Genomic DNA, 19,196 nt, shown 5'->3' with positions numbered 1-19,196 from the left:
GAGAAGTACGGCGGGGCGGCGCCCCCGGCCTGCCGTCCTTCTCCGACGCGGCGGACGCGCCCGCGCCCGCCCCGGGCGACCTCGGCTTCCCGGCCGGGCCGACCACCGGCCCCGCGCCCGGCGCGATGACGCCGCCGCCGCGCCGCTCGGACGACACCGCGATCCTCACCCCGCAGCAGCCCGCCCCCGGGCCGCCCCCGGCCGGCGGCCACGTCTCCGGGGACACCCTCACCAGCGGCATCCCGGTGGTGCCGCCGGAGCACCGCCGCGGATCGCCGTTCCCGGCCTCCGGCCCGGCCCGGGTGGCCGCCGGTTGCCCGGCCGGCCCCGGCGCGCCCGCCGACGGCGGCCCCGGACGCCCGGCCGCGCCCGAGCCCGCCCCGGCACCGCGGCCCGCCCCGGCCGCCGCACCGAAGAAGAGCACGCCCGGCCCGCAGAGCGCCAAGCCCGCGAAGAAGAAGGGCCGCTCCAAGGTGGTCCTGCTGGGCGCGGGCGCGGTCGGCCTGCTCGGCGTGGCGTACGGCGCGGGGCTGCTGCTCAACCACTCCGAGGTGCCCAAGGGCACCGCGGTGCTCGGCGTCGACATCGGCGGCGGCACCAGCGAGGAGGCGGTGCGCAAGCTGGACACCGCCTTCGGCGAGCGTGCGGCCGCCCCGCTGAAGCTGAAGGTCGGCGGCAAGGAGGAGCAGCTCACCCCGGACCGGGCCGGGCTGTCCCTGGACACCGAGGAGACCGTCCGCGGCGCCTCGGGCGCCGACTACAACCCGGTGTCGGTCATCGGTTCCCTCTTCGGCGGCGACCGGGTCGCCGACCCGGTCATCAAGACCGACGAGGAGAAGCTGGGCGTCGCCCTGACCGACCTGGCCGGCTCCTCCGGCTCCGCCACCGAGGGCACCATCGTCTTCGCCCCGGGCAAGGTCACCCCCGTACCCGGCAAGGCGGGCCAGGCGCTGGACGTGCAGCGCTCGCTGGTCTCGGTGCGCGACGCCTTCCGCACCCAGGTGGAGACCGGCCAGGCCGGTCCGGTCGAGCTGCCCGTCACCACCCGGCAGCCCACCGTCGACCAGGCCGAACTGGACCGGGCGATGAAGGAGTTCGCCGAGCCCGCGATGTCCGACCTGGTCACCATCAAGGCCGGCGGCAGGCAGATCCAGTTCGGCCCGAACCGGTCGCTGCCGCAGATCCTGTCCATGAAGGCGGTCGACGGCCGGCTGGTCGAGGTCTACGACAAGAAGGCCATCGACAAGCTGCTGGACGGCGTCTTCGACGGCGTCATGGTCACCAAGGGCGACGGCCGGAAGCACCAGCTCTCGGCCGACGACGTGGCGCACGCCCTTCAGACGGCGCTGCTCGGCAAGACCCCCGCCGAGCGCACCCAGACCATCGCCCTGGACGGCGAGGGCTGACCCCGCTCGGCCCGGCATGCCGATGCCCCCGCCCGACCGGGCGGGGGCATCGGCATGCCGGCGGGGTCCGCCGGGGCTTGTCCGGGCCGGTGCGTGCTACGCGGCCACCAGCCGCGGGTCCCGCGCGGCGGGACGGGGCTTGAGCTGGGCCTGGCCGAACAGCAGGGCGTAGCCGTCCGGGAGCTGGTCGATGATCCGGGTCAGCAGATCCCGGTCCAGCGCCCGGGCCAGAGTGGTGAGGACCGTACCGGCGTCCCAGCGGGCGGTGGCCAGGGAGCCGCCGCCGCGCTCGGCCAGGTCCTTGACGAAGCCCCAGCCGGTGAGCGGCTCGACCGCCGGGACCTGGCCGCTGAACTCCACGGCTGCCTCGACGGGCAGACGGGCCGCCAGGTCGACGCGCACCTCCCCGGTGAGCTGGCGGCCGAGGGCGCCCAGGACGCGCAGGGTGACGTCGCGGGCGTGCTCCGCGGTGGGGTAGACCCCTTCGTATCTGACCGTCTCCAGCAGCCGCTGCCAGGGCATCACTGCCGAGGGCCGGTGGTCGGGGTGCCGGTCGAGCATGATCGGTGCTGTGCCTTTCCGGTGTCGGGCGGCTCTCCTCGCCCGGCGGCGCTGCGCGCCGTGGGAGGAGAGCCGCGGCGGTGGGCGGACGGGAGGGTCAGCCGCGGATCTCGCGCGGCGCGGCGCTCTCGGCGACGGCCACCTTGCGCGGCTTGGCGCGCTCGGCGATCGGGATGCGCAGGGTCAGCACGCCCGCGTCGTAGTCGGCCCTGATGTGCTCGGTGTTCAGGGTGTCCGCCAGCATGAGCTGCCGGGAGAAGACGCCCAGCGGCCGCTCGGACAGCTCCATCTGGACGCCGTCGGCCTTCGGCGCGGGGCGCCGCTCGGCCTTGACCGTCAGCATGTTGCGCTCGACGTCGACGTCGATGGCGTCGGCCCGCACGCCGGGCAGATCGAGCGCGATGACGTACTCGTCGCCCTCCCGGTAGGCGTCCATCGGCATGGACGAGGGGCGTGACCAGGTGCCGCTCGCACCCATGAGCTGCTGGGTCAGACGGTCGAGCTCTCGGAAGGGGTCAGTGCGCATCAACATCGAGAACACCTCCAGGGGTCGTGGCCGGGTCGCCAATGCGCTTCACCTGGATCCAGTTGTACCATGTCATCCGAACGACGACAACCGGAAACGTCATCCGAACGACGACATGGAGGAGGTGGGTGGATGTCCCGCATCCGTCGGTCAGGTGAGCCGGTCCCCGGCTCACTGGCGGCCGCGTCGGCGGCGCTCGACGCCGTGGACCAGACCCTGCGCGGCGCACCCGGACCGCCCGGACCGGAGCCGGCCGGGCCCTCCGCCGGGCCGGACGGCCGCAGCCCGGCGGAGCAGGCGCTGGCCGCCCTGCTCCTGCTGCGCGAGGTGCGCGAGCGGCTCGCCGGCTGGGAGTGCGGACTGATCGAGGCCGCCCGGGAGGAGGGCGCGAGCTGGGCGGAGCTGGCCGGCCCGCTCGGCGTCGCCAGCCGGCAGGCCGCCGAGCGGCGCTACCTGCGCCTGCGGCCGGGCCCGGACGGCAGCACCGGGGAGGAGCGGGTCAAGGCGACCCGGGACCACCGGGCCGCCGACCGCTCGGTCTCGGCCTGGGCCCGGGACAACGCCGGGGACCTGCGCCGACTGGCCGGTCAGATCACCGCCCTGACCGATCTGCCCGGCTCCGCGGACGCCTCGCTGGGCGACCTGTCCCGGGCCCTGGCGGCCGACGACGCCGCGGGTCTCGTCACCCCGCTCGCCGACGCCCGCCCGCACCTGGACGCGGACCATCCGGAGCTGGCCGCCCGCATCGACGGCATCACCACGCACACCGACCGGCTGCGCCGGGACAGCGACGACCGGCGCTCCGGCCAGGGCTGAGCGGCGCCGCGCCGCCCCGCCGCGCGGCCGGGGCGGTGCGGTCGGGGCACGCGGACGGGCGCCCTGCCCGCTCGTGCGGGCAGGGCGCCCGGGATCTGTCGGGACGCCACGGTTCCGGCGCGCCGCGGCGGGCGGCGAGGCGGTGCGGGCGGTGTCAGCTCAGAACGGCATCCAGCCGCGGGCCCGGCGGCCCGCCGAGCCGCTCTTGCCCACCGCCCGGGAGCTGCTGTGGAACGGCTTGGCGAACCACCGGCCCAGCCGGCCCGGGGCCTTGTTCGCGCCGCGCGCGCCCAGCCCCAGGGTGCGCTGGGTGCCGCGCTGCGGGTGGTGGGACAGCCTGGGCAGCAGGAAGGCCAGAACGGCCAGGACGACACATATCGCTACCACGCCTGCGATGACCACGGCGCTCTCCTCACAGTCGGGTCCGTCACCTCGGGTTCGCCGTGCGGTTGCCCGCTGCCGCCCCGGGTATGCGGGTCTCGCCCCGGACCCACGACCGTGTGACAGGAGAAGGCGACGATGACCGTGCAGCACGAGAGCCCCAGCGTCTCGCTCCCCACCCAGGCCTCCGGGGCGCCGTCCCGCGCCCCGGAGGACGGCACGGGGAACACGCCGGGCGAGGCCGTGGCGGGCCCCAGCCAGCGGATACGCCGGCGCCTGGAGCGGCTGATCGGCATCGCGGCCACCGAGGGCAACGCGGTCACCCCGCTGGTCAACGGCGACCGGATCTTCGGCGCGATGCTGGAGAGCATCCGCTCCGCCGAGCACACCATCGACATGATGACCTTCGTCTACTGGAAGGGCGACATCGCCCGCGACTTCGCCCGGGCGCTCGCCGACCGGGCCCGCTCCGGGGTGCGCGTGCGGCTGCTGCTGGACGGCTTCGGCAGCCGGCTCATCGAGAAGGACCTGCTGCGGGAGATGGACCGGGCCGGCGTCACCGTCGCCTGGTTCCGCAGACCCCTCTACCTCTCCCCGCTCAAGCAGAACCACCGCTGCCACCGCAAGGTCCTGGTGGTCGACGAGCGCGAGGCGTTCACCGGCGGGGTCGGCATCGCGGAGGAGTGGTGCGGCGACGCCCGCGACGAGCACGAGTGGCGCGACACCCATGTGAAGGTGCGCGGCCCGGCGGTGGACGGCATCGCCGCGGCGTTCGCGCAGAACTGGGCCGAGTGCCACGACGAGCTGTTCGACGACCGGGACCGCTTCGTGGAGCACCGGCCGCAGGGCGACGCGGTCGTCCAGGTGGTGCGCGGCTCGGCCAGCTTCGGCTGGCAGGACATGCAGACCCTGCTGCGGGTCGCCCTGGAGTCCGCCGAGAAGCGGGTGCGCCTGGCCACCGCGTACTTCGCCCCCGACGACTTCTTCGTGGACCTGATCTGCGCCACCGCCGCCCGGGGGGTGGAGGTGGAGATCCTGCTACCCGGCCGCTACACCGACAAGCGGGTCTGCCAGCTCGCCGGCCAGCGCTACTACGAACGCCTGCTGGCCTGCGGGGTCCGCATCCACCAGTACCAGCGGACCATGATGCACGCCAAGATCGTCACCGTGGACGGGGTGGCCGCGCTGATCGGCTCCACCAACCTCAACCGGCGCTCGCTCGACCACGACGAGGAGGTCATGCTCGCCGTGCTGGACGCCGGCTTCACCCAGAGCCTGGACCGGGACTACGACGAGGACGTGGCGCACAGCACCCTGATGGAGGAGGGCCGCTGGAAGCGCCGCCGGCTCGGCCAGCGCGTCCGCGAGCTGGGCGTGGTCCCCATCCGCCGCTTCCTGTGATCCGGGGGCCGGGTACGGCCCTCCGGGTGGTTGTCGGGCCGCCCGGTCATGCCGCGGTGGCGTCCGGGTTACGGGTGGGGGCATGAGCGCACCCTTCCGCCGCCGCGGCCTCGTCGCCGCCGGCCTCGCCGTATCGTCCGCCCTGCTGGTCACCTCCTGCGGCGCCGAGCAGGAGCGGGTCACCGCCGCCGCGCCCGCGCAGCCCACCGGCACCGTCAGCGCCTCCCCGTCCGGCTCCGCCTCGCCGCGGCTGACCGACGACCAGGCCCAGCGCCAGCAGCTCGTCCCGGCCGCCAAGGTCACCTGGGACAAGGCCGCCACCACCGCCCTGGGCGAGGTGCCGCAGAGCAAGCTGGTCGAGATGGAGCTGACCTGGGCCCCGCCCGGCGCCTCCGCCAGCCCCGACGCCTCCGCCAGCCCCAGCCCGGCGAGCCCCTCGCCGAGCGGCAGCGCCGGCGCGCAGACCCCGGTCTGGGACAACACCGTCGCCGCCGCCGACGGCACCGTCACCCGGGTGTGGGTGGACGCCGTCAGCGGCCAGGTGATCCGCTCCGAGCCGGAGCCCGACCAGGACGCCGAGGACAAGAGCGAGCTGGCGGCCCGCCTCAAGGCGGCCACCGTCACCCCGCAGCAGGCCGTGAAGACCGCCCAGGGCCGCGCCAAGGGCACCGTCACCGCCGCCGAGCTGGACGACGAGACGTGGAAGGTCGACATCGTCGACACCGGCAACTGGGACAAGACCACCGTCGGCGTCTCCGCCACCGACAACAAGGTCGTCAGCGAGGACGTCGACCGCGACTGACCCCGCGTCCCGGCCCCGGGCCCCGGCCGGGCCCGGGGCCGGGGCCGGGTCAGTTCAACCGCGCCCGCGCCGCCCGTGCGGTGCGGCGGACCGACTCGGCGGCGCCCGGCTCGACCGCGGCCACGATCTCCGCGTACGCGTCCATCTCCGCCGCCCCGGTCAGGAAGTCCCCGCGCTGCACCAGCAACTGCGCCCGCTCGAAGCGCAGCCGCGCCGGATGGGCCGGCAGCAGCAGCGACAGCTCCACCGCCCACAGCGCCACGTCCGTCCGCTCCGGACGGGCCGCCGCCCAGGTGCGGACGTTGTTCAGCACCCGCAGCACGATCTGCAGCGGGTCCGCCGGCGCCAGCATCGACGGCTCCAGCTTCTCCCCGGTCGCCCCGGTCACCAGCAGCTCCGCGTCCGCCTCGGTCAGCAGCCTGCCCGCGGCGAACGGGTCGGCCAGCACCCGGTCCTCCGGCGGCCCGAAGCCGACCGTGAAGTGCCCCGGCAGCCCCACCCCGTACACCTGGGCGCCGGCCCGCCGGGCCACCTCCATCCAGACCACCGACAGCAGGATCGGCAGCCCCCGCCGGGTCCGCAGCACCGCCGGCAGCAGCGAGGACTCCAGCTTCCGGTAGTCGGCGGCCGAGCCGTGGAAGCCGAGCCGGCCGCCCAGCAGTTCGGCCAGCGCCCCGGCCCAGGCGTGCGGCGAGCCCAGCCCGAAGGGCAGCAGCCCGGCCAGCCTGTCCAGCTCGATCTCGGCCTCGTCCAGACCGGACTGCCCGAGCGCCGGATCGGCCTCCGCCCCGATCAGCAGGCACAGCGTCGCCAGGTCAGGCCGCTCCGCGCGGGCCTCCTCGGCGAACCTCTCCCGCCACTCGCTGGTGTGCATGGCCCTCATCTACCCGCTTCGGATGGCCGAAAAGACCGGTCGGAGAAGTGGTGGTAGTGGTGATGGACCGCGAAGCCCAGCCGCCCGTACAGCGCCTGCGCGGCCTGGTTGTCCGCCTCCACCTGGAGCCAGGCCGCCGACGCCCCCTCGTCCAGCGCCCGCCGCGCCAGCGCGGCCATGACGGCCGTGGCCAGGCCCCGTCGGCGCTGCTCCGGGGCGACCTCCACGGCCATGAAGCCGGCCCACCGCCCGTCCACCACGCACCGCCCGATCGCCGCCGGCGCCCCGCCGGACGCCCCGTCACCCGGCACGGCGGCGAACCACACCGAGGGCCCGCCGGCCAGCACCCGCCGCACCTCGGGGCCCGGTTCGCGCGAACGCTGGTAGCGGGCCAGCCACCCGTCGTCGACCACCCGGCCCAGGTGCACCAGGTCCGCGTCCGGCGCGTCCGCGTCGGCGACCCGCGCCAGCGCTCCGGTCCACACCCCTGCGGTCACCTCGCGGGTCCAGCCGCGCCGCTCCAGCGCCAGGCAGCGCGCCTCCTGGCTGTCCTCGGCGCCGGTGGCGAGCTGCACGTACGCCGGCAGCCCGCGCGCGGCGTACCAGGAGCGGACCGCGTCCAGCGCACCGTCCAGCGGCAGTCCCGGGTCGCCCAGCGCCAGCGCCGAGTTCGCCCGCCGGGTGAAGCCGCCGGCGGCCCGCAGCGTCCACGCGCCGAGCGCGGCCGACTCCACCGGCGGCCAGGCCCCCGCGGCCACCCGGGTCAGCTCCTCCCAGCCCGCCGCCGGGCCGCGCCGCCTGGCCGGCGCCGGCGGCACCACCTTGCCCGCGACCAGCGAGGATTCCGCGATCCGGACGCTCTCCCCGGTGCGCCGGGTGATGGTCAGCACGCCTTCGTCCCAGGATGTGAGAACGCCGACCGTGTCGGTGAACCCGCCGGTGCCGTCACCCGGGTCGTCCAGCCGACGGACCGAGACTCTTTTGCCCAGGTCAGAGCCGCTTATCCGGATCTCAAGCCGTCCGCTGGCGGTGAATTCCACTGGTCTGCGAGCCCCTCGTGTTCGGTTCGTTGCCGAGAACGGAGATACTAGGTGCGGGCATCGACGACGCCGCGCTCCCGCGCAAACAGCCCTACCGAGGAGGAACGACCAGCGTGACCTACGTCATCGCGCAGCCTTGTGTCGACGTCAAGGACAAGGCGTGCATCGAGGAGTGCCCCGTCGACTGCATCTACGAGGGCTCCCGCTCCCTGTACATCCACCCCGACGAGTGTGTCGACTGCGGCGCCTGCGAGCCGGTGTGCCCGGTCGAGGCCATCTTCTACGAGGACGACACGCCCGACGAGTGGAAGGACTACTACAAGGCGAACGTCGAGTTCTTCGACGAGCTCGGTTCGCCCGGTGGCGCCTCCAAGCTCGGCCTGATCGAGCGCGACCACCCCTTCGTCGCCGCGCTGCCGCCGCAGAACGGCTGACCGCGGTCCGCGTCCCCGGTCCCGTACGGCGCCCGCCGTACGGGACCGGCGCGCATCCGCCCCGCACCGCCCGCGCACGCCTGCCCGCGTGCGCACGCCCTATCCGAGGCCCCGTACTTCCGAAAGAGTGAGCACCGTGTCCTCCCCCGTCTCCGCCCGCCTGCCCGTCTTCCCCTGGGACCGGCTGGAGCCGTACAAGCGGACCGCCGTGGCGCACCCGGACGGCATCGTGGACCTGTCCGTCGGCACCCCGGTGGACCCGGTCCCCGAGCTGGTGCGCCGGGCGCTGGCCGCGGCCGCCGACTCGCCGGGCTATCCGACGGTCTGGGGCACGGTCGAGCTGCGGGACGCGCTGACCGCCTGGGGCGAGCGCCGGCTCGGCGCCCGCGGCCTCACCCACCGCCATGTGCTGCCGGTGGTCGGCTCCAAGGAGCTGGTCGCCTGGCTGCCCACCCAGTTGGGCCTGGGCCCGGGCGACAAGGTCGCCTACCCGCGCCTGGCCTACCCGACGTACGAGGTGGGCGCCAAGCTGGCCGGCGCGGAGCCGGTGGCCTACGACGACCCGACCGAGCTGGACCCGGCCGGGCTGAGGCTGCTCTGGCTCAACTCCCCGTCCAACCCCACCGGCCGGGTGCTCGGCAAGGACGAGCTGGCCCGGGCGGTGGCCTGGGCCCGCGAGCACGGGGTGCTGCTGCTGAGCGACGAGTGCTATCTGGAGCTGGGCTGGGAGACCGAGCCGGTCTCCGTGCTCCACCCGGACGTCTGCGGCGGCTCGCACGAGGGGATCGTCGCCGTCCACTCGCTGTCCAAGCGCTCCAACCTGGCCGGCTACCGGGCCGCGTTCCTGCTCGGCGACCCGGCCGTGCTGGGCGAGCTGCTCCAGATCCGGAAGCACGGCGGCATGATCACGCCCGCTCCGGTGCAGGCCGCCACCGTCGCCGCGCTCGGCGACGAGGCGCATGTGGCCGAGCAGCGTGCCCGCTACGCCGCCCGCCGCGCCGCCCTGCGCGCCGCGCTGGAGGGCGGCGGCTTCCGCGTCGAGCACAGCGAGGCCAGCCTCTACCTGTGGGCCACCCGCGACGAGCCGTGCTGGGACACGGTCGCCGAGCTGGCGGGCCGCGGCATCCTGGTGGCCCCCGGCGACTTCTACGGCGAGGCCGGCGCCCGCTTCGTGCGGGTGGCCTTCACCGCCACCGACGAGCGGGTCGAGGCCGCGGTCAAGCGCCTGGGCTGAGCGCGCCTCCGCGATACGCCGAGGGGGCCGGGGAGTGCGACACTCCCCGGCCCCCTTCGGGTGGCTCCGGCCAGGCGTCAGCCCAGCGCGGGCAGGGTGTGCACCGGCAGGGCGTCGGTGGCGGGCAGGGTCTGCGCGGTGGGCAGCCCGCCGCCGAGCGCGTCCACGGGGGCGGCGCCGGCCGCGCCGCCGACGATCTCGCCCGCGCTGCCGGCCGCGTCGCCGGCGGCCTGCTGGGCGGCCGGGGTGGTGGTCTGCGCGCCCTTGGCGACGGTCTGGCCGGCGGCCGGCACGGCCTGCTCCACGGCCTGGCCGCCCGCCTGGCCGGCCATGCCGGTGCCGTTCTGCGCGGCGCCGCCGACCGTGTCGGTGACGGAGGCGGCGTCCAGGCTGGACACCCCGCCGAGGTCGGTGGCCTGGGGCAGCTCCACGGCGCCGGCGGAGCCGGCCGCACCGACCACGGGGGCCGCTCCGGCGGCGAGCAGCAGCGCGGCACGGGCGATCCGGCGGGTCAGGGGGAGGGACATGATGCTCCTTGGTCGTTGGCGGCTGGTGCCTGTCCGACGATCGGACGCTGTGACAACCGCCGGATGCCGGGGGGAGGTTGCGGATCGCGAAGGTAAAGAGTCGGTAATCCGTCGCATGATCGGATCGTCCGAAACCGGGCAAAGGAACGCGCCCCGCCTCGCCCGGAGAACCGTCACTTCCCCTGCTCAGCACGCCGGCCGGTGTCCGGCCCGGCGCACCGCCGGGGCAACCCCCCGACGCGCCGCGTCCGCCCCGGACGGGTGACCCCCGGCACGTACGCCCGAGGCCCGTTTCGATGCGCGTACGCCGGCCCGGGTGGCCGCGCCGGCGCGCTCACGTCGCCGGCGCGGCCACCCGGATGCGCAGCGACTCCGTCGCGGCGCCGCCGTCCGGGGCGCGCCAGCCGTCGGCCGCCCGGTCCGCGGACCAGACCCGGCCCGCGTAGGCCACCTCGGAGATGCCCAGGCTGTGCGCCCGGGCCACCGCCCAGTGGGCCAGCTCCCAGCCGCGCCGGTAGCCCTCGGGCCCCGGCTCGCCGGCCGCCCGCCCCGGGCCGGCCGATCCGGTCGCCGACGCCCCCACCGGCACCGCCACCACCCGGTCGTCTGAGGAGCCGGCGCCCCGCTCCGGCAGCACCTTCGGCCCGAACGCCCGCCGCAGCTCGGCCCGCACCTCGGCCGGGTCGCCGGCCGGCACCGCCTCCGCGCCCGGCGAGCAGGTCAGCGCGGCCGGGGTGCGCCCGGTCAGCGCCGCGGCCAGCAGCGCCGCGTCCGGCTCGTGCTTGGCGTACGCCTGCGGGAAACCGCTGCGCTGCACCCGCTGCGCGGCCACCGTCAGCGGCAGCCGGGAGTAGCCGGGGACCTCGGCCAGGTGCTCGTAGAACTTCCCCGACGCGTACACCGGGTCCATGATCTGCCGCTCGCTGCCCCAGCCCTGCGAGGGCCGCTGCTGGAACAGACCGAGCGAGTCCCGGTCGCCGAAGTCGATGTTGCGCAGCCCCGACTCCTGCAACGCCGTGGCCAGCGCGATGGTGACCGCCCGCTCCGGCATCCCCCGGGTCGTGCCCACCGCGGAGACCACCGCCGCGTTGGACGCCTGCTCCGGGCTGAGCCGGTAACTCTCGCCGCCGTCGCGCACCAGGCACGAGGGGCTGCCCTTGCCGCCGGTGAGGTACTGCACCAGGACGTATCCGGCCAGCGCCAGCAGCACCGCCAGCGCGGCGGCGATGCGGAACGGGCGGCGGCTGCGGGAGCGGCGGGGGAGGCTGGGCTCTGGCACCAGGCCACCGTACTGGAGGCCCCCGATAGGCTCGGACCCATGTCCGACACCCAGCCTGACCACGCTTCCGCGGCCCTCGACCTCTCCCTGGACGGCCCCGCGCTCACCGCCGCCCTGGTCGACTTCCCGTCGGTCAGCGGCACCGAGAAGCCGCTCGCCGACGCGGTCGAGGAGGCCCTGCGCGCCCTGCCGCACCTGACCGTGGACCGGCACGGCAACAACATCGTCGCCCGCACGCACCTGGGCCGGGCCGAGCGCGTGGTGCTCGCCGGGCACATCGACACCGTGCCCATCGCCGACAACGTGCCCTCCAGGCTGGACGAGGACGGCGTGCTGTGGGGCTGCGGCACCTCCGACATGAAGTCCGGGGTCGCCGTGCAGCTCCGGATCGCCGCCACCGTGCCCGAGCCCAACCGCGACCTCACCTTCGTGTTCTACGACAACGAGGAGGTCGCCGCCCACCTCAACGGCCTGGGGCACGTCGCCGAGGCGCACCCGGACTGGCTGACCGGCGACTTCGCCATCCTGCTGGAGCCCTCCGACGGCGAGGTGGAGGGCGGCTGCCAGGGCACCCTGCGGGTCAAGCTGAAGCTGACCGGCGAGCGCGCCCACTCGGCCCGGAGCTGGATGGGGTCCAACGCGGTGCACGCCGCCGCCCCGGTGCTGGCCGTGCTCGCCGCGTACGAGCCGCGCCGGCCGGTGATCGACGGCCTGGAGTACCACGAGGGCCTGAACGCGGTCGGCATCGAGGGCGCCGTGGCCACCAACGTCATCCCCGACGCCTGCGTCGTCACCGTCAACTACCGCTACGCGCCGGACCGTTCCATGGCCGAGGCGGAGGCCCACGTGCGCGAGGTGTTCGCGGACTGCGGGGTCCCGGAGATCGTCGTGGACGACCACACCGGCGGCGCCCTGCCCGGCCTCTCCCACCCGGCGGCGGCCGCCTTCATGGCCGCGGTCGGCGGGGTCGCCAAGCCCAAGTTCGGCTGGACCGACGTCTCCCGCTTCAGCGCCCTGGGCGTGCCCGCGGTCAACTACGGCCCCGGCGACCCGCTGCTGGCGCACAAGCGGGACGAGCGGGTGGCCGTGGAGCGGATCACCCACTGCGAACGGCGGCTGCGCGACTGGCTCACCGCCTGACCCCACCGCTTCCGCCGACTCCCTGACCTTCGCAATTTCCCGAATCTCCACCTTCGGCGGCCTACCCTGTGGCGGAGAACGAAGGTCAGCGGAGGGAGTCAGGTCATGGGATACCCCGAGGCCGAAGCCGAAGGACTGCGGGCGCTCGCCGAACAGCGGCTGGGTCCGGTGGTGCGTCGCCGGGAGCAGGTGCAGCCCGGCACCACCGACCAGCGGCTGCTGGACACCGACGGCGGCGACAGCCAGTGGGTGCACACCGACCCCTGGCGGGTGATGCGCATCCAGTCGGAGTTCGTCGAGGGCTTCGGCGCGCTCGCCGAACTGCCGAGCGCCATCAGCGTCTTCGGCTCCGCCCGCACCCCGCAGGACAGCCCGGAGTACGACGCGGGCATCCGCATCGGCCGGGCCCTGGTGGACGCCGGATTCGCGGTGATCACCGGCGGCGGGCCGGGCGCCATGGAGGCCGCCAACCGGGGCGCGCGGGAGGGCCGGGGCGTCTCGGTCGGACTGGGCATCGAGCTGCCCTTCGAGCAGGGGCTCAACCCGCACGTCGACATCGGGGTGAACTTCCGGTACTTCTTCGTCCGCAAGACGATGTTCGTGAAGTACGCGCAGGGGTTCGTGGTCCTGCCCGGCGGGCTGGGCACCCTGGACGAGCTGTTCGAGGCGCTGACCCTGGTGCAGACCCGGAAGGTCACCCGCTTCCCGATCGTGCTCTTCGGCACCGCCTACTGGGCGGGCCTGGTCGACTGGCTGAAGAACACCGTGGTCGCCCAGGGCAAGGCGTCCGAGCGGGACCTGCTGCTGTTCCACGTCACCGACGACGTGGACGAGGCGGTCGCCCTGGTCACCAAGGAGACCGGCCCCAACACCCCCTAGCGGTCGTCTCCGGCCGTCAGGCCAGCCCCCGGCGGGCGACCGCCGGGGGACGGTGGCCGGCGATGGACGCCACCATGTCCAGCACCTGCCGGGTCTCCGCCACCTCGTGCACCCGGTACACCTGCGCGCCCAGCCACGCCGAGACGGCGGTGGTCGCCAGGGTGCCGATCACCCGCTCCTTCACCGGCCGGTCCAGCGTCTCCCCGACGAAGTCCTTGTTGGACAGCGAGACCAGCACCGGCCAGCCGGTCGCCGTCATCTCCTCCAGGCGCCGGGTCGCCTCCAGGCTGTGCCGGGTGTTCTTCCCGAAGTCGTGCCCCGGGTCGATCATGACGGCGTCCCGCCGCACGCCCAGCTCCACCGCCCGCTCGGCCAGCCCCAGGGTCACCCGCAGCACGTCGGCCATCACGTCCTCGTACGCCACCCGGTGCGGCCGGGTCCGCGGGTCCGCGCCGCCCGCGTGGGTGCACACCAGCCCCGCCCCGTACGCGGCCGCCACCTCCGCCAGCTTCGGGTCCACCCCGCCCCAGGCGTCGTTCAGCACGTCCGCGCCGGCCTCGCAGACCGCCTCGCCGACCTCGTGCCGCCAGGTGTCCACGCTGATCACCAGGTCCGGATGGCGGCGGCGCACCTCCGAGACGAAGCCGACCGTGCGGCGCGCCTCCTCCTCGGCGGACACCTCCTCGCCCGGACCGGCCTTCACCCCGCCGATGTCCACGATGTCCGCGCCCTCGGCGACCGCCTGGGCCACCCGGGCGAGCGCCGGCTCGTCGTCGAAGGTCGCGCCCTGGTCGTAGAAGGAGTCCGGGGTCCGGTTCACGATGGCCATCACCACCGGCTCGTGCGGGGCGAACTCCCGCCGTCCCAACCGCAGCATCCCGATCCCGTCCCTCGCCCGTCACGGCTCGCGCCGCCGTCGCCTGGACCCCTAACCGCCGGTGCGCCGGTCTCACCGCCCGCGTTGTCGGCGGCGCATGGCACGATCAGGGCCGAGACGGTTCCGCTCCCCGGGAAGGCACGCCTGTGTTCTGGTTCTTGCTGATCGCGATGGTCGTGGTCATCGCCGCGGTCACCCTCGCGGTCGTCGGCGGCGGGGAGAGCGACGTGCTGCCCGAGGCCGCGCCCCAGCACCTGACCGACCCGCTGCCGCTGACCCGGCCGGTGGCCCGCGCCGACATCGAGGAGCTGCGGCTGCCGGTGGCCGCCCGGGGCTACCGGATGGGCGACGTGGACGACGTGCTGGGCCGCCTCGGCGCGGAACTGGCCGAGCGGGACGCCCGGATCGCGCACCTCGAAGCCGCCCTCGCCGGCGCCCAGGCCACCGCCGCCGACCGCCCCGGCGCCCCCGGCATGTTCGACGAGCCGCCCGCCGACCGGCCGGGCGACCTGCCGGACGGGTCCGGCGAGCGCGGGGAGGACCGGTGACCGGCGGGGCCGTGCCCGGCCCGGACGGCCGCCCGCGCTGCCCCTGGGGGATCAGCAGCGAGGACTACACCCGCTACCACGACGAGGAGTGGGGCCGCCCGGTGCGCGGCGACGACGCCCTGTACGAGCGGCTGTCGCTGGAGGCGTTCCAGTCCGGGCTGTCCTGGATCACCATCCTGCGCCGCCGGGAGGGCTTCCGCAGCGCCTTCGCCGGCTTCCGCATTCCCGAGGTCGCCGCCTTCACCGACACCGACCGGGAGCGCCTGCTCGCCGACACCGGCATCATCCGCAACCGCGCCAAGATCGACGCCTGCCTGGACAACGCCCGGCGGCTCGCCGACTGGGAGCCCGGCGAACTGGACGCGCTGATCTGGTCGTACGCCCCCGACCCGGCCGCCCGCCCGGCCCCGCGCACGCTCGCCGACGTGCCCGCGGTGACGTCGGAGTCCACCGCGCTGTCCAAGGAGCTGAAGCGCCGCGGCGTGCGGTTCGTCGGCCCCACCACCGCCTACGCCCTGATGCAGGCCTGCGGGCTGGTCGACGACCACCTCGCGGACTGCGCCGCCCGCGGCGGTCCGCCCGCCTGACCGGACCGGACCGGCCCGGACCGCCGGCCCGGTCCTGGTGGCTCACCGGCCCAGGTAGACCGGCTTCTCCTTGGCGACGAAGGCCCGCACTGCGATGGCGTGGTCCGCGGAGGCGCCCGCCCGCATCTGAAGCTCGCCCTCCTTGTCCAGCGCCTCGTCCAGCGAGCGCCCGGCCCCGTAGGCGAGGGACTCCTTGAGCGCCGCGTAGGCCAGGGTCGGCCCGGCGGCCAGGGTGCGGGCCACCGCCACCGCCCGCTCGGCCAGCTGCCCGGCCGGCACCACCTGGTTGGCGATGCCCAGCTCGTACGCCTCCTGCGCCGGGATCGAGCGAGGGAAGAACAGCAGGTCGGCGGCGCGGCCGGGGCCCACCACCCGGGGCAGCGACCAGGAGACGCCGGAGTCCGCGGTCAGCGCCACCCCGGCGAACGCGGTGGTGAAGGACGCCGTGTCGGCGACCAGCCGGTAGTCGGCGGCCAGCGCGAAGCCGAAGCCGGCGCCCGCGGCCACCCCGTTCACCCCGGCCACCACCGGCTTGGGCATGCCGGCGATGGCCCGCACGATCGGGTTGTAGTGCTCGGCCACCGTGGTCATCACCGAGTCGGCGTTCTCCGCGAGCAGCCCCATGTGCTCCTTGAGGTCCTGCCCCACGCAGAACGCCCGCCCGGTGGCCGTCAGCAGCACCGCCCGTACGCCGGTGTCCTCGGCCGCCTGCCGCAGGGTGTCCCGCAGCGCCTCCTTGGCCTCGATGCTGAGCGCGTTCATCGCCTCCGGACGGTTCAGCGTGATCGTCGCCAGTCCGTCGGTCACGTCGTACAGCACGGTGTCGGCCATGGATCGTCGGTCCCCTCGCTCGGTGACGGCGGTGTGTCGCCGCCAGGACACCGCCCAGCATGGCGGAGATCAACTCCCGGCGGTACGCCGCCCCGGCGGCCTCGGTGTGACCTGCGTCAAAGGCGACGGGCCCGGCGGGAGCCCGGCGGGGGCGCAGTATCGCAGCCGGATCGCCGAAATGGACGGTTTTGCGAGAGCGCGTTGCCCAAGCGATGCCGACCGATGTTGGTCATCGGGTGTGGCCATGCGGGATAATGAGCGAGTAGCAAGGTGTTCGATGCCGGTGACGTGTGCCCATGCCAGAGGGCCGTCGGCTGACGATGAGCTGGTTTCAGGAAGGGGAACGAGCATGGCGGCCATGAAGCCGCGGACGGGCGACGGCCCGCTCGAGGTGACCAAGGAGGGGCGGGGCATCGTCATGCGCGTTCCGCTCGAAGGCGGCGGTCGGCTTGTCGTCGAGCTGACCCCGGACGAGGCTCGCGCCCTCGGCGACGCGCTCAACAACGTCGTCGTCTGAGCCTCGACGCCTCCGCGGAACCCCGGACAGCGCCCACTCCTGTGGGACCGCCCCGGCACGGTGACACACCGAGCCGGGGCGGTTTGTCGTTCTTCTCCGGGCTCGGTTCGCTCCCCCCAGACTCCGTCCGGGGGACCCCCACCGGGCGCCGGAAGCCGATGTCGGCAGTCGCCGTGCTCAGTCGCCCGCTCACCACTCCCTGCGCGCGCGACTCCTTCCCGACGTCGGCGCGCCCTTCGGCTCACTCGCCACCCGGGGGTGGGCCGTGCTGACGGGTGGCGGTCAGCTTCCGCGGCGGACGGCGCACAGGAGGCCGTCGCCGACCGGGAGCAGGGCGGGCAGCAGCTCCCGGCTCTCGCGCACCGCCCGCAGCAGCTCCCGCAGCCGCAGCACCTCGGCCGGCTGGGCCGCCGAGTCGACCGTGCGGCCGTCCGCGAAGACGCCCTCGAAGCACACCAGGCCCCCCGGCCGCAGCAGGCGCAACGATTCAGCGAGATAGTCCAGGCTCTCCGTGCGGTCACCGTCGCAGAACACCAGGTCGTAACCGCCGTCGGCCAGCCGCGGCAGCACGTCCAGCGCCCGCCCGGGGATGAACCGCGCCCGGTTGCCGGCGAACCCGGCCGCCCGGAACGCCTGCCGGGCGAACTGCTGCCGCTCCGGCTCGGGGTCCACCGTGGTGAGCACGCCGTCCGCGCGCATCCCCTCCAGCAGGTAGATCCCGGACACCCCGGTACCGGTGCCGATCTCGGCCACCGCCTTCGCGTCCGCCGCCGCCGCCAGCAGCCGCAGCGCGGCGCCGGTGCCCGGGGACACCGAGGGCAGCCCTGCCTCGCGGGCCCGGTCCCGGGCCCAGCGCAGTGCTTCGTCCTCGGCGACAAAGGCGTCGGCGAACGCCCAGCTCGTCTGCCGGTTGGCGGTAATGACCCTCTCCCGTCCCCGTGGTTCGGCAACGGTGACTGTATCCGTTCGGCGTCGGGAACCCGCAGATGGGAGTAGGCGTTCAACAGAGGTGAGGACAGCGGGCGGTGTACGGCCCCCGGCTGCGGGGCACGAGGGCGCTCGAGCCCACACCCCGGAGCCCGTCCCAAATGCGCGTAAAGATTCTTATCCGGAGCTAACGGACGGGGTGGCTATGGTAGGGGCTCCACTGGACACCACCAGAGCCGACAGGGGAGGTGCGGCGACGCCTGCGGGCCACCGGGGTGTGTCGCGGCTGCGACGCCTCCTCGGGTCGGCGGGTGAGCCGAAATCCGTGACCGAGACCGCTGACCGTCCCAAGCCCGCCGACTCCGCGCCCACCACCGCGACCTTCGCACCGGACGCGGAATCGCAGGCGTGGACTCCTCCGACGTGGGAGGAGATCGTCAGCACCCACAGCGGCCGCGTCTACCGCCTCGCCTACCGGCTGACGGGCAACCAGCACGACGCCGAAGACCTCACCCAGGAGGTCTTCGTCCGCGTCTTCCGCTCGCTGTCCACCTACACGCCGGGCACCTTCGAGGGCTGGCTGCACCGCATCACCACGAACCTCTTCCTGGACATGGTCCGCCGCAAGCAGCGCATCCGCTTCGACGCGCTCGGCGACGACGCGGCCGAGCGGCTGCCCAGCAGGGAGCCCGACGCCCAGCAGATCTTCCACGACACCCACTTCGACGCCGACGTCCAGCAGGCGCTGGACACCCTGGCGCCGGAGTTCCGCGCCGCCGTGGTGCTCTGCGACATCGAGGGCCTGTCCTACGAGGAGATCGCCGCGACCCTGGGCGTGAAGCTCGGCACCGTCCGCAGCCGCATCCACCGCGGCCGCTCCCACCTGCGCAAGGCGCTCCAGCACCGCTCGCCCGAGGCACGGGCGGAGCAGCGGGCCTTCGCCGCCGTCGGGGGGGAGGGCGGTACGGCGTGAGCGGCACAGGACCGACCCCTGCCGAAGCGCACCTCGGAGACCGGCTGGCCGCCCTCGTCGACGGCGAGCTGGGCCACGACGCCCGCGAGCGGGTCCTCGCCCACCTGGCGACCTGCCCCCGCTGCAAGGCCGAGGCCGACGCCCAGCGCAAGCTGAAGAGCGTCTTCGCCCAGGCCGCGCCCCCGCCGCCGTCCGAAGGGCTGCTGGCCCGCCTCCAGGGGCTGCCCGGCGGCGCCCCCGGCGACGACGACCAGCCCCCCGGCCCGTTCGGCTCCGCGCCCGGTCCCTTCGCCACCGACCGGCCCCGGAGCCGCGGATACGGCACGAGACCGCGCCCGCTGGACTACGCGGCCACCACCCTCCCCGGCGGCCGCGGCGAGGGCTTCCCCATCCACGAGGTGGCGCGCCGCGAGGCGGAGCGCTCGCACTGGCGCGGCCGCCGGTTCGCGTTCGCCGCCGCCAGCGCGGTGTCCTTCGCGGCCATCGCCCTCGGCGGCGCCTTCCCGGCCGCCGCCCCCGTCGACACCCGCGGCGAGGGCAGCGGGAACAACGTCACCCCGGCGCGCGCGCCCGGCCAGTCCCCGGGCGGCGACCCGTCCCGGCGGCGCGGCGGCCCGCCCGCGCCCGCCGAGCGCT

General features: G+C 75.1%; 22 protein-coding genes and 1 pseudogene. 13 read left to right on the top strand and 10 right to left on the bottom strand.

Features of this window, described 5'->3' with window-relative positions:
* Nucleotides 1-1,406 (top strand): annotated as a pseudogene (locus C6N75_RS15645) (hypothetical protein); the annotation flags it as partial.
* Nucleotides 1,407-1,502: 96 nt separating this feature from the next.
* On the opposite strand, the gene C6N75_RS15640 reads toward C6N75_RS15645, so the two are convergent.
* Both C6N75_RS15640 and C6N75_RS15635 read right to left on the bottom strand, forming a co-directional pair.
* The gene (locus C6N75_RS15640) at nt 1,503-1,967 is read right to left on the bottom strand and encodes a DUF2267 domain-containing protein (protein WP_105869518.1); all 465 of its coding nucleotides are present in this window, start codon (nt 1,965-1,967) and stop codon (nt 1,503-1,505) included.
* A 97-nt stretch (nt 1,968-2,064) separates the two neighbouring features.
* Nucleotides 2,065-2,499 carry an Hsp20/alpha crystallin family protein gene (locus tag C6N75_RS15635; protein ID WP_105869522.1) on the bottom strand — a complete coding sequence of 145 codons (435 nt, stop codon included), beginning with the start codon at nt 2,497-2,499 and terminating at the stop codon, nt 2,065-2,067.
* 126 nt (nt 2,500-2,625) lie between these two features.
* Here C6N75_RS15635 and C6N75_RS15630 point away from each other — a divergent pair, with 126 nt between their 5' ends.
* Nucleotides 2,626-3,309 (top strand): type III effector protein, encoded by a 684-nt coding sequence (locus C6N75_RS15630; protein ID WP_105869517.1) that lies wholly within the window; start codon nt 2,626-2,628, stop codon nt 3,307-3,309.
* A gap of 159 nt (nt 3,310-3,468) precedes the next feature.
* On the opposite strand, the gene C6N75_RS15625 is transcribed toward C6N75_RS15630, so the two are convergent.
* The gene (locus C6N75_RS15625) at nt 3,469-3,711 is read right to left on the bottom strand and encodes a DUF6411 family protein (protein ID WP_105869516.1); all 243 of its coding nucleotides are present in this window, start codon (nt 3,709-3,711) and stop codon (nt 3,469-3,471) included.
* Between the two features lie 117 nt (nt 3,712-3,828).
* Between C6N75_RS15625 and C6N75_RS15620 the strand changes: the two genes are divergently transcribed.
* Both C6N75_RS15620 and C6N75_RS15615 read left to right on the top strand, forming a co-directional pair.
* Nucleotides 3,829-5,091, top strand: a complete 1,263-nt coding sequence (locus C6N75_RS15620; protein WP_105869515.1) for a phospholipase D-like domain-containing protein — start codon at nt 3,829-3,831, stop codon at nt 5,089-5,091.
* Nucleotides 5,092-5,173: 82 nt separating this feature from the next.
* Complete coding sequence (locus C6N75_RS15615) at nt 5,174-5,893, top strand: PepSY domain-containing protein (RefSeq protein WP_105869514.1); 720 nt, start codon at nt 5,174-5,176, stop codon at nt 5,891-5,893.
* A 49-nt stretch (nt 5,894-5,942) separates the two neighbouring features.
* Here the strand turns inward: C6N75_RS15615 and C6N75_RS15610 are convergent, their stop codons facing one another.
* Both C6N75_RS15610 and C6N75_RS15605 read right to left on the bottom strand, forming a co-directional pair.
* The gene (locus C6N75_RS15610; protein WP_105869513.1) at nt 5,943-6,767 is read right to left on the bottom strand and encodes a transglutaminase family protein; all 825 of its coding nucleotides are present in this window, start codon (nt 6,765-6,767) and stop codon (nt 5,943-5,945) included.
* Between the two features lie 5 nt (nt 6,768-6,772).
* Nucleotides 6,773-7,807 (bottom strand): GNAT family N-acetyltransferase, encoded by a 1,035-nt coding sequence (locus C6N75_RS15605; RefSeq protein ID WP_105869512.1) that lies wholly within the window; start codon nt 7,805-7,807, stop codon nt 6,773-6,775.
* 113 nt (nt 7,808-7,920) lie between these two features.
* Between C6N75_RS15605 and fdxA the strand changes: the two genes are divergently transcribed.
* Together fdxA and dapC are read left to right on the top strand one after the other, a co-directional pair.
* Nucleotides 7,921-8,241, top strand: a complete 321-nt coding sequence (fdxA, locus tag C6N75_RS15600) for a ferredoxin (protein ID WP_105869511.1) — start codon at nt 7,921-7,923, stop codon at nt 8,239-8,241.
* A gap of 127 nt (nt 8,242-8,368) precedes the next feature.
* A complete protein-coding gene (gene dapC, locus C6N75_RS15595) occupies nt 8,369-9,475 on the top strand; it encodes a succinyldiaminopimelate transaminase (protein WP_181160482.1) in 1,107 nt (368 codons plus the stop codon).
* 77 nt (nt 9,476-9,552) lie between these two features.
* Here the strand turns inward: dapC and C6N75_RS15590 are convergent, their stop codons facing one another.
* Together C6N75_RS15590 and C6N75_RS15585 are read right to left on the bottom strand one after the other, a co-directional pair.
* Complete coding sequence (locus tag C6N75_RS15590; protein ID WP_105869510.1) at nt 9,553-10,002, bottom strand: ATP-binding protein; 450 nt, start codon at nt 10,000-10,002, stop codon at nt 9,553-9,555.
* A gap of 334 nt (nt 10,003-10,336) precedes the next feature.
* Nucleotides 10,337-11,281 carry a hypothetical protein gene (locus C6N75_RS15585; protein ID WP_105869509.1) on the bottom strand — a complete coding sequence of 315 codons (945 nt, stop codon included), beginning with the start codon at nt 11,279-11,281 and terminating at the stop codon, nt 10,337-10,339.
* Between the two features lie 39 nt (nt 11,282-11,320).
* Here C6N75_RS15585 and dapE point away from each other — a divergent pair, with 39 nt between their 5' ends.
* On the top strand, nt 11,321-12,421 hold the full coding sequence (gene dapE / locus C6N75_RS15580; protein ID WP_105869508.1) for a succinyl-diaminopimelate desuccinylase: 1,101 nt from the start codon (nt 11,321-11,323) through the stop codon (nt 12,419-12,421).
* A gap of 105 nt (nt 12,422-12,526) precedes the next feature.
* The gene (locus C6N75_RS15575) at nt 12,527-13,300 is read left to right on the top strand and encodes an LOG family protein (protein WP_105869507.1); all 774 of its coding nucleotides are present in this window, start codon (nt 12,527-12,529) and stop codon (nt 13,298-13,300) included.
* 16 nt (nt 13,301-13,316) lie between these two features.
* Here the strand turns inward: C6N75_RS15575 and folP are convergent, their stop codons facing one another.
* Nucleotides 13,317-14,177 (bottom strand): dihydropteroate synthase, encoded by an 861-nt coding sequence (gene folP, locus C6N75_RS15570; RefSeq protein WP_105869506.1) that lies wholly within the window; start codon nt 14,175-14,177, stop codon nt 13,317-13,319.
* Nucleotides 14,178-14,323: 146 nt separating this feature from the next.
* Between folP and C6N75_RS15565 the strand changes: the two genes are divergently transcribed.
* Both C6N75_RS15565 and C6N75_RS15560 read left to right on the top strand, forming a co-directional pair.
* Nucleotides 14,324-14,725 (top strand): hypothetical protein, encoded by a 402-nt coding sequence (locus tag C6N75_RS15565; protein WP_105869505.1) that lies wholly within the window; start codon nt 14,324-14,326, stop codon nt 14,723-14,725.
* Nucleotides 14,722-15,312 (top strand): DNA-3-methyladenine glycosylase I, encoded by a 591-nt coding sequence (locus C6N75_RS15560; protein WP_105869504.1) that lies wholly within the window; start codon nt 14,722-14,724, stop codon nt 15,310-15,312. Before C6N75_RS15565 ends, C6N75_RS15560 begins: the two co-directional genes overlap by 4 nt.
* 42 nt (nt 15,313-15,354) lie before the next feature.
* On the opposite strand, the gene chcB is transcribed toward C6N75_RS15560, so the two are convergent.
* Nucleotides 15,355-16,143: a 2-cyclohexenylcarbonyl CoA isomerase gene (gene chcB, locus C6N75_RS15555; protein ID WP_105869503.1), complete on the bottom strand. Its 789-nt coding sequence runs from the start codon at nt 16,141-16,143 to the stop codon at nt 15,355-15,357.
* 349 nt (nt 16,144-16,492) lie between these two features.
* On the opposite strand from chcB, the gene C6N75_RS15550 reads away from it, so the two are divergent.
* Nucleotides 16,493-16,660 carry a DUF3117 domain-containing protein gene (locus C6N75_RS15550; protein ID WP_181160481.1) on the top strand — a complete coding sequence of 56 codons (168 nt, stop codon included), beginning with the start codon at nt 16,493-16,495 and terminating at the stop codon, nt 16,658-16,660.
* Between the two features lie 282 nt (nt 16,661-16,942).
* Here the strand turns inward: C6N75_RS15550 and C6N75_RS15545 are convergent, their stop codons facing one another.
* Nucleotides 16,943-17,581 (bottom strand): O-methyltransferase, encoded by a 639-nt coding sequence (locus C6N75_RS15545; RefSeq protein WP_105869519.1) that lies wholly within the window; start codon nt 17,579-17,581, stop codon nt 16,943-16,945.
* 211 nt (nt 17,582-17,792) lie between these two features.
* Between C6N75_RS15545 and sigE the strand changes: the two genes are divergently transcribed.
* Complete coding sequence (gene sigE, locus C6N75_RS15540) at nt 17,793-18,560, top strand: RNA polymerase sigma factor SigE (RefSeq protein WP_181160480.1); 768 nt, start codon at nt 17,793-17,795, stop codon at nt 18,558-18,560.
* Nucleotides 18,557-19,196, top strand: a 640-nt coding sequence (locus C6N75_RS15535) for an anti-sigma factor family protein (RefSeq protein ID WP_105869501.1), incomplete at its 3' end; no start/stop codon positions are given. The genes sigE and C6N75_RS15535, both read left to right, overlap by 4 nt.

This window comes from Streptomyces solincola, assembly GCF_002982015.1.
GTDB lineage: Bacteria > Actinomycetota > Actinomycetes > Streptomycetales > Streptomycetaceae > Streptomyces > Streptomyces solincola.
The sequence above is the reverse complement of the archived record's forward strand: the minus strand, read 5'-3'. Positions and strand labels throughout refer to the sequence as shown.

Excerpts from the sequence above, each read along its gene's own strand:
- sigE (WP_181160480.1), top strand. The coding sequence starts at position 17,793 with ATGGTAGGGGCTCCACTGGACACCACCAGAGCCGACAGGGGAGGTGCG.
- dapE (WP_105869508.1), top strand. The coding sequence starts at position 11,321 with ATGTCCGACACCCAGCCTGACCACGCTTCCGCGGCCCTCGACCTCTCC.
- C6N75_RS15630 (WP_105869517.1), top strand. The coding sequence starts at position 2,626 with ATGTCCCGCATCCGTCGGTCAGGTGAGCCGGTCCCCGGCTCACTGGCG.
- C6N75_RS15550 (WP_181160481.1), top strand. The coding sequence starts at position 16,493 with ATGGCGGCCATGAAGCCGCGGACGGGCGACGGCCCGCTCGAGGTGACC.
- C6N75_RS15640 (WP_105869518.1), bottom strand. The coding sequence starts at position 1,967 with ATGCTCGACCGGCACCCCGACCACCGGCCCTCGGCAGTGATGCCCTGG.
- C6N75_RS15620 (WP_105869515.1), top strand. The coding sequence starts at position 3,829 with ATGACCGTGCAGCACGAGAGCCCCAGCGTCTCGCTCCCCACCCAGGCC.
- C6N75_RS15610 (WP_105869513.1), bottom strand. The coding sequence starts at position 6,767 with ATGCACACCAGCGAGTGGCGGGAGAGGTTCGCCGAGGAGGCCCGCGCG.
- C6N75_RS15635 (WP_105869522.1), bottom strand. The coding sequence starts at position 2,499 with ATGTTGATGCGCACTGACCCCTTCCGAGAGCTCGACCGTCTGACCCAG.
- chcB (WP_105869503.1), bottom strand. The coding sequence starts at position 16,143 with ATGGCCGACACCGTGCTGTACGACGTGACCGACGGACTGGCGACGATC.
- C6N75_RS15615 (WP_105869514.1), top strand. The coding sequence starts at position 5,174 with ATGAGCGCACCCTTCCGCCGCCGCGGCCTCGTCGCCGCCGGCCTCGCC.
- folP (WP_105869506.1), bottom strand. The coding sequence starts at position 14,177 with ATGCTGCGGTTGGGACGGCGGGAGTTCGCCCCGCACGAGCCGGTGGTG.
- C6N75_RS15590 (WP_105869510.1), bottom strand. The coding sequence starts at position 10,002 with ATGTCCCTCCCCCTGACCCGCCGGATCGCCCGTGCCGCGCTGCTGCTC.
- C6N75_RS15575 (WP_105869507.1), top strand. The coding sequence starts at position 12,527 with ATGGGATACCCCGAGGCCGAAGCCGAAGGACTGCGGGCGCTCGCCGAA.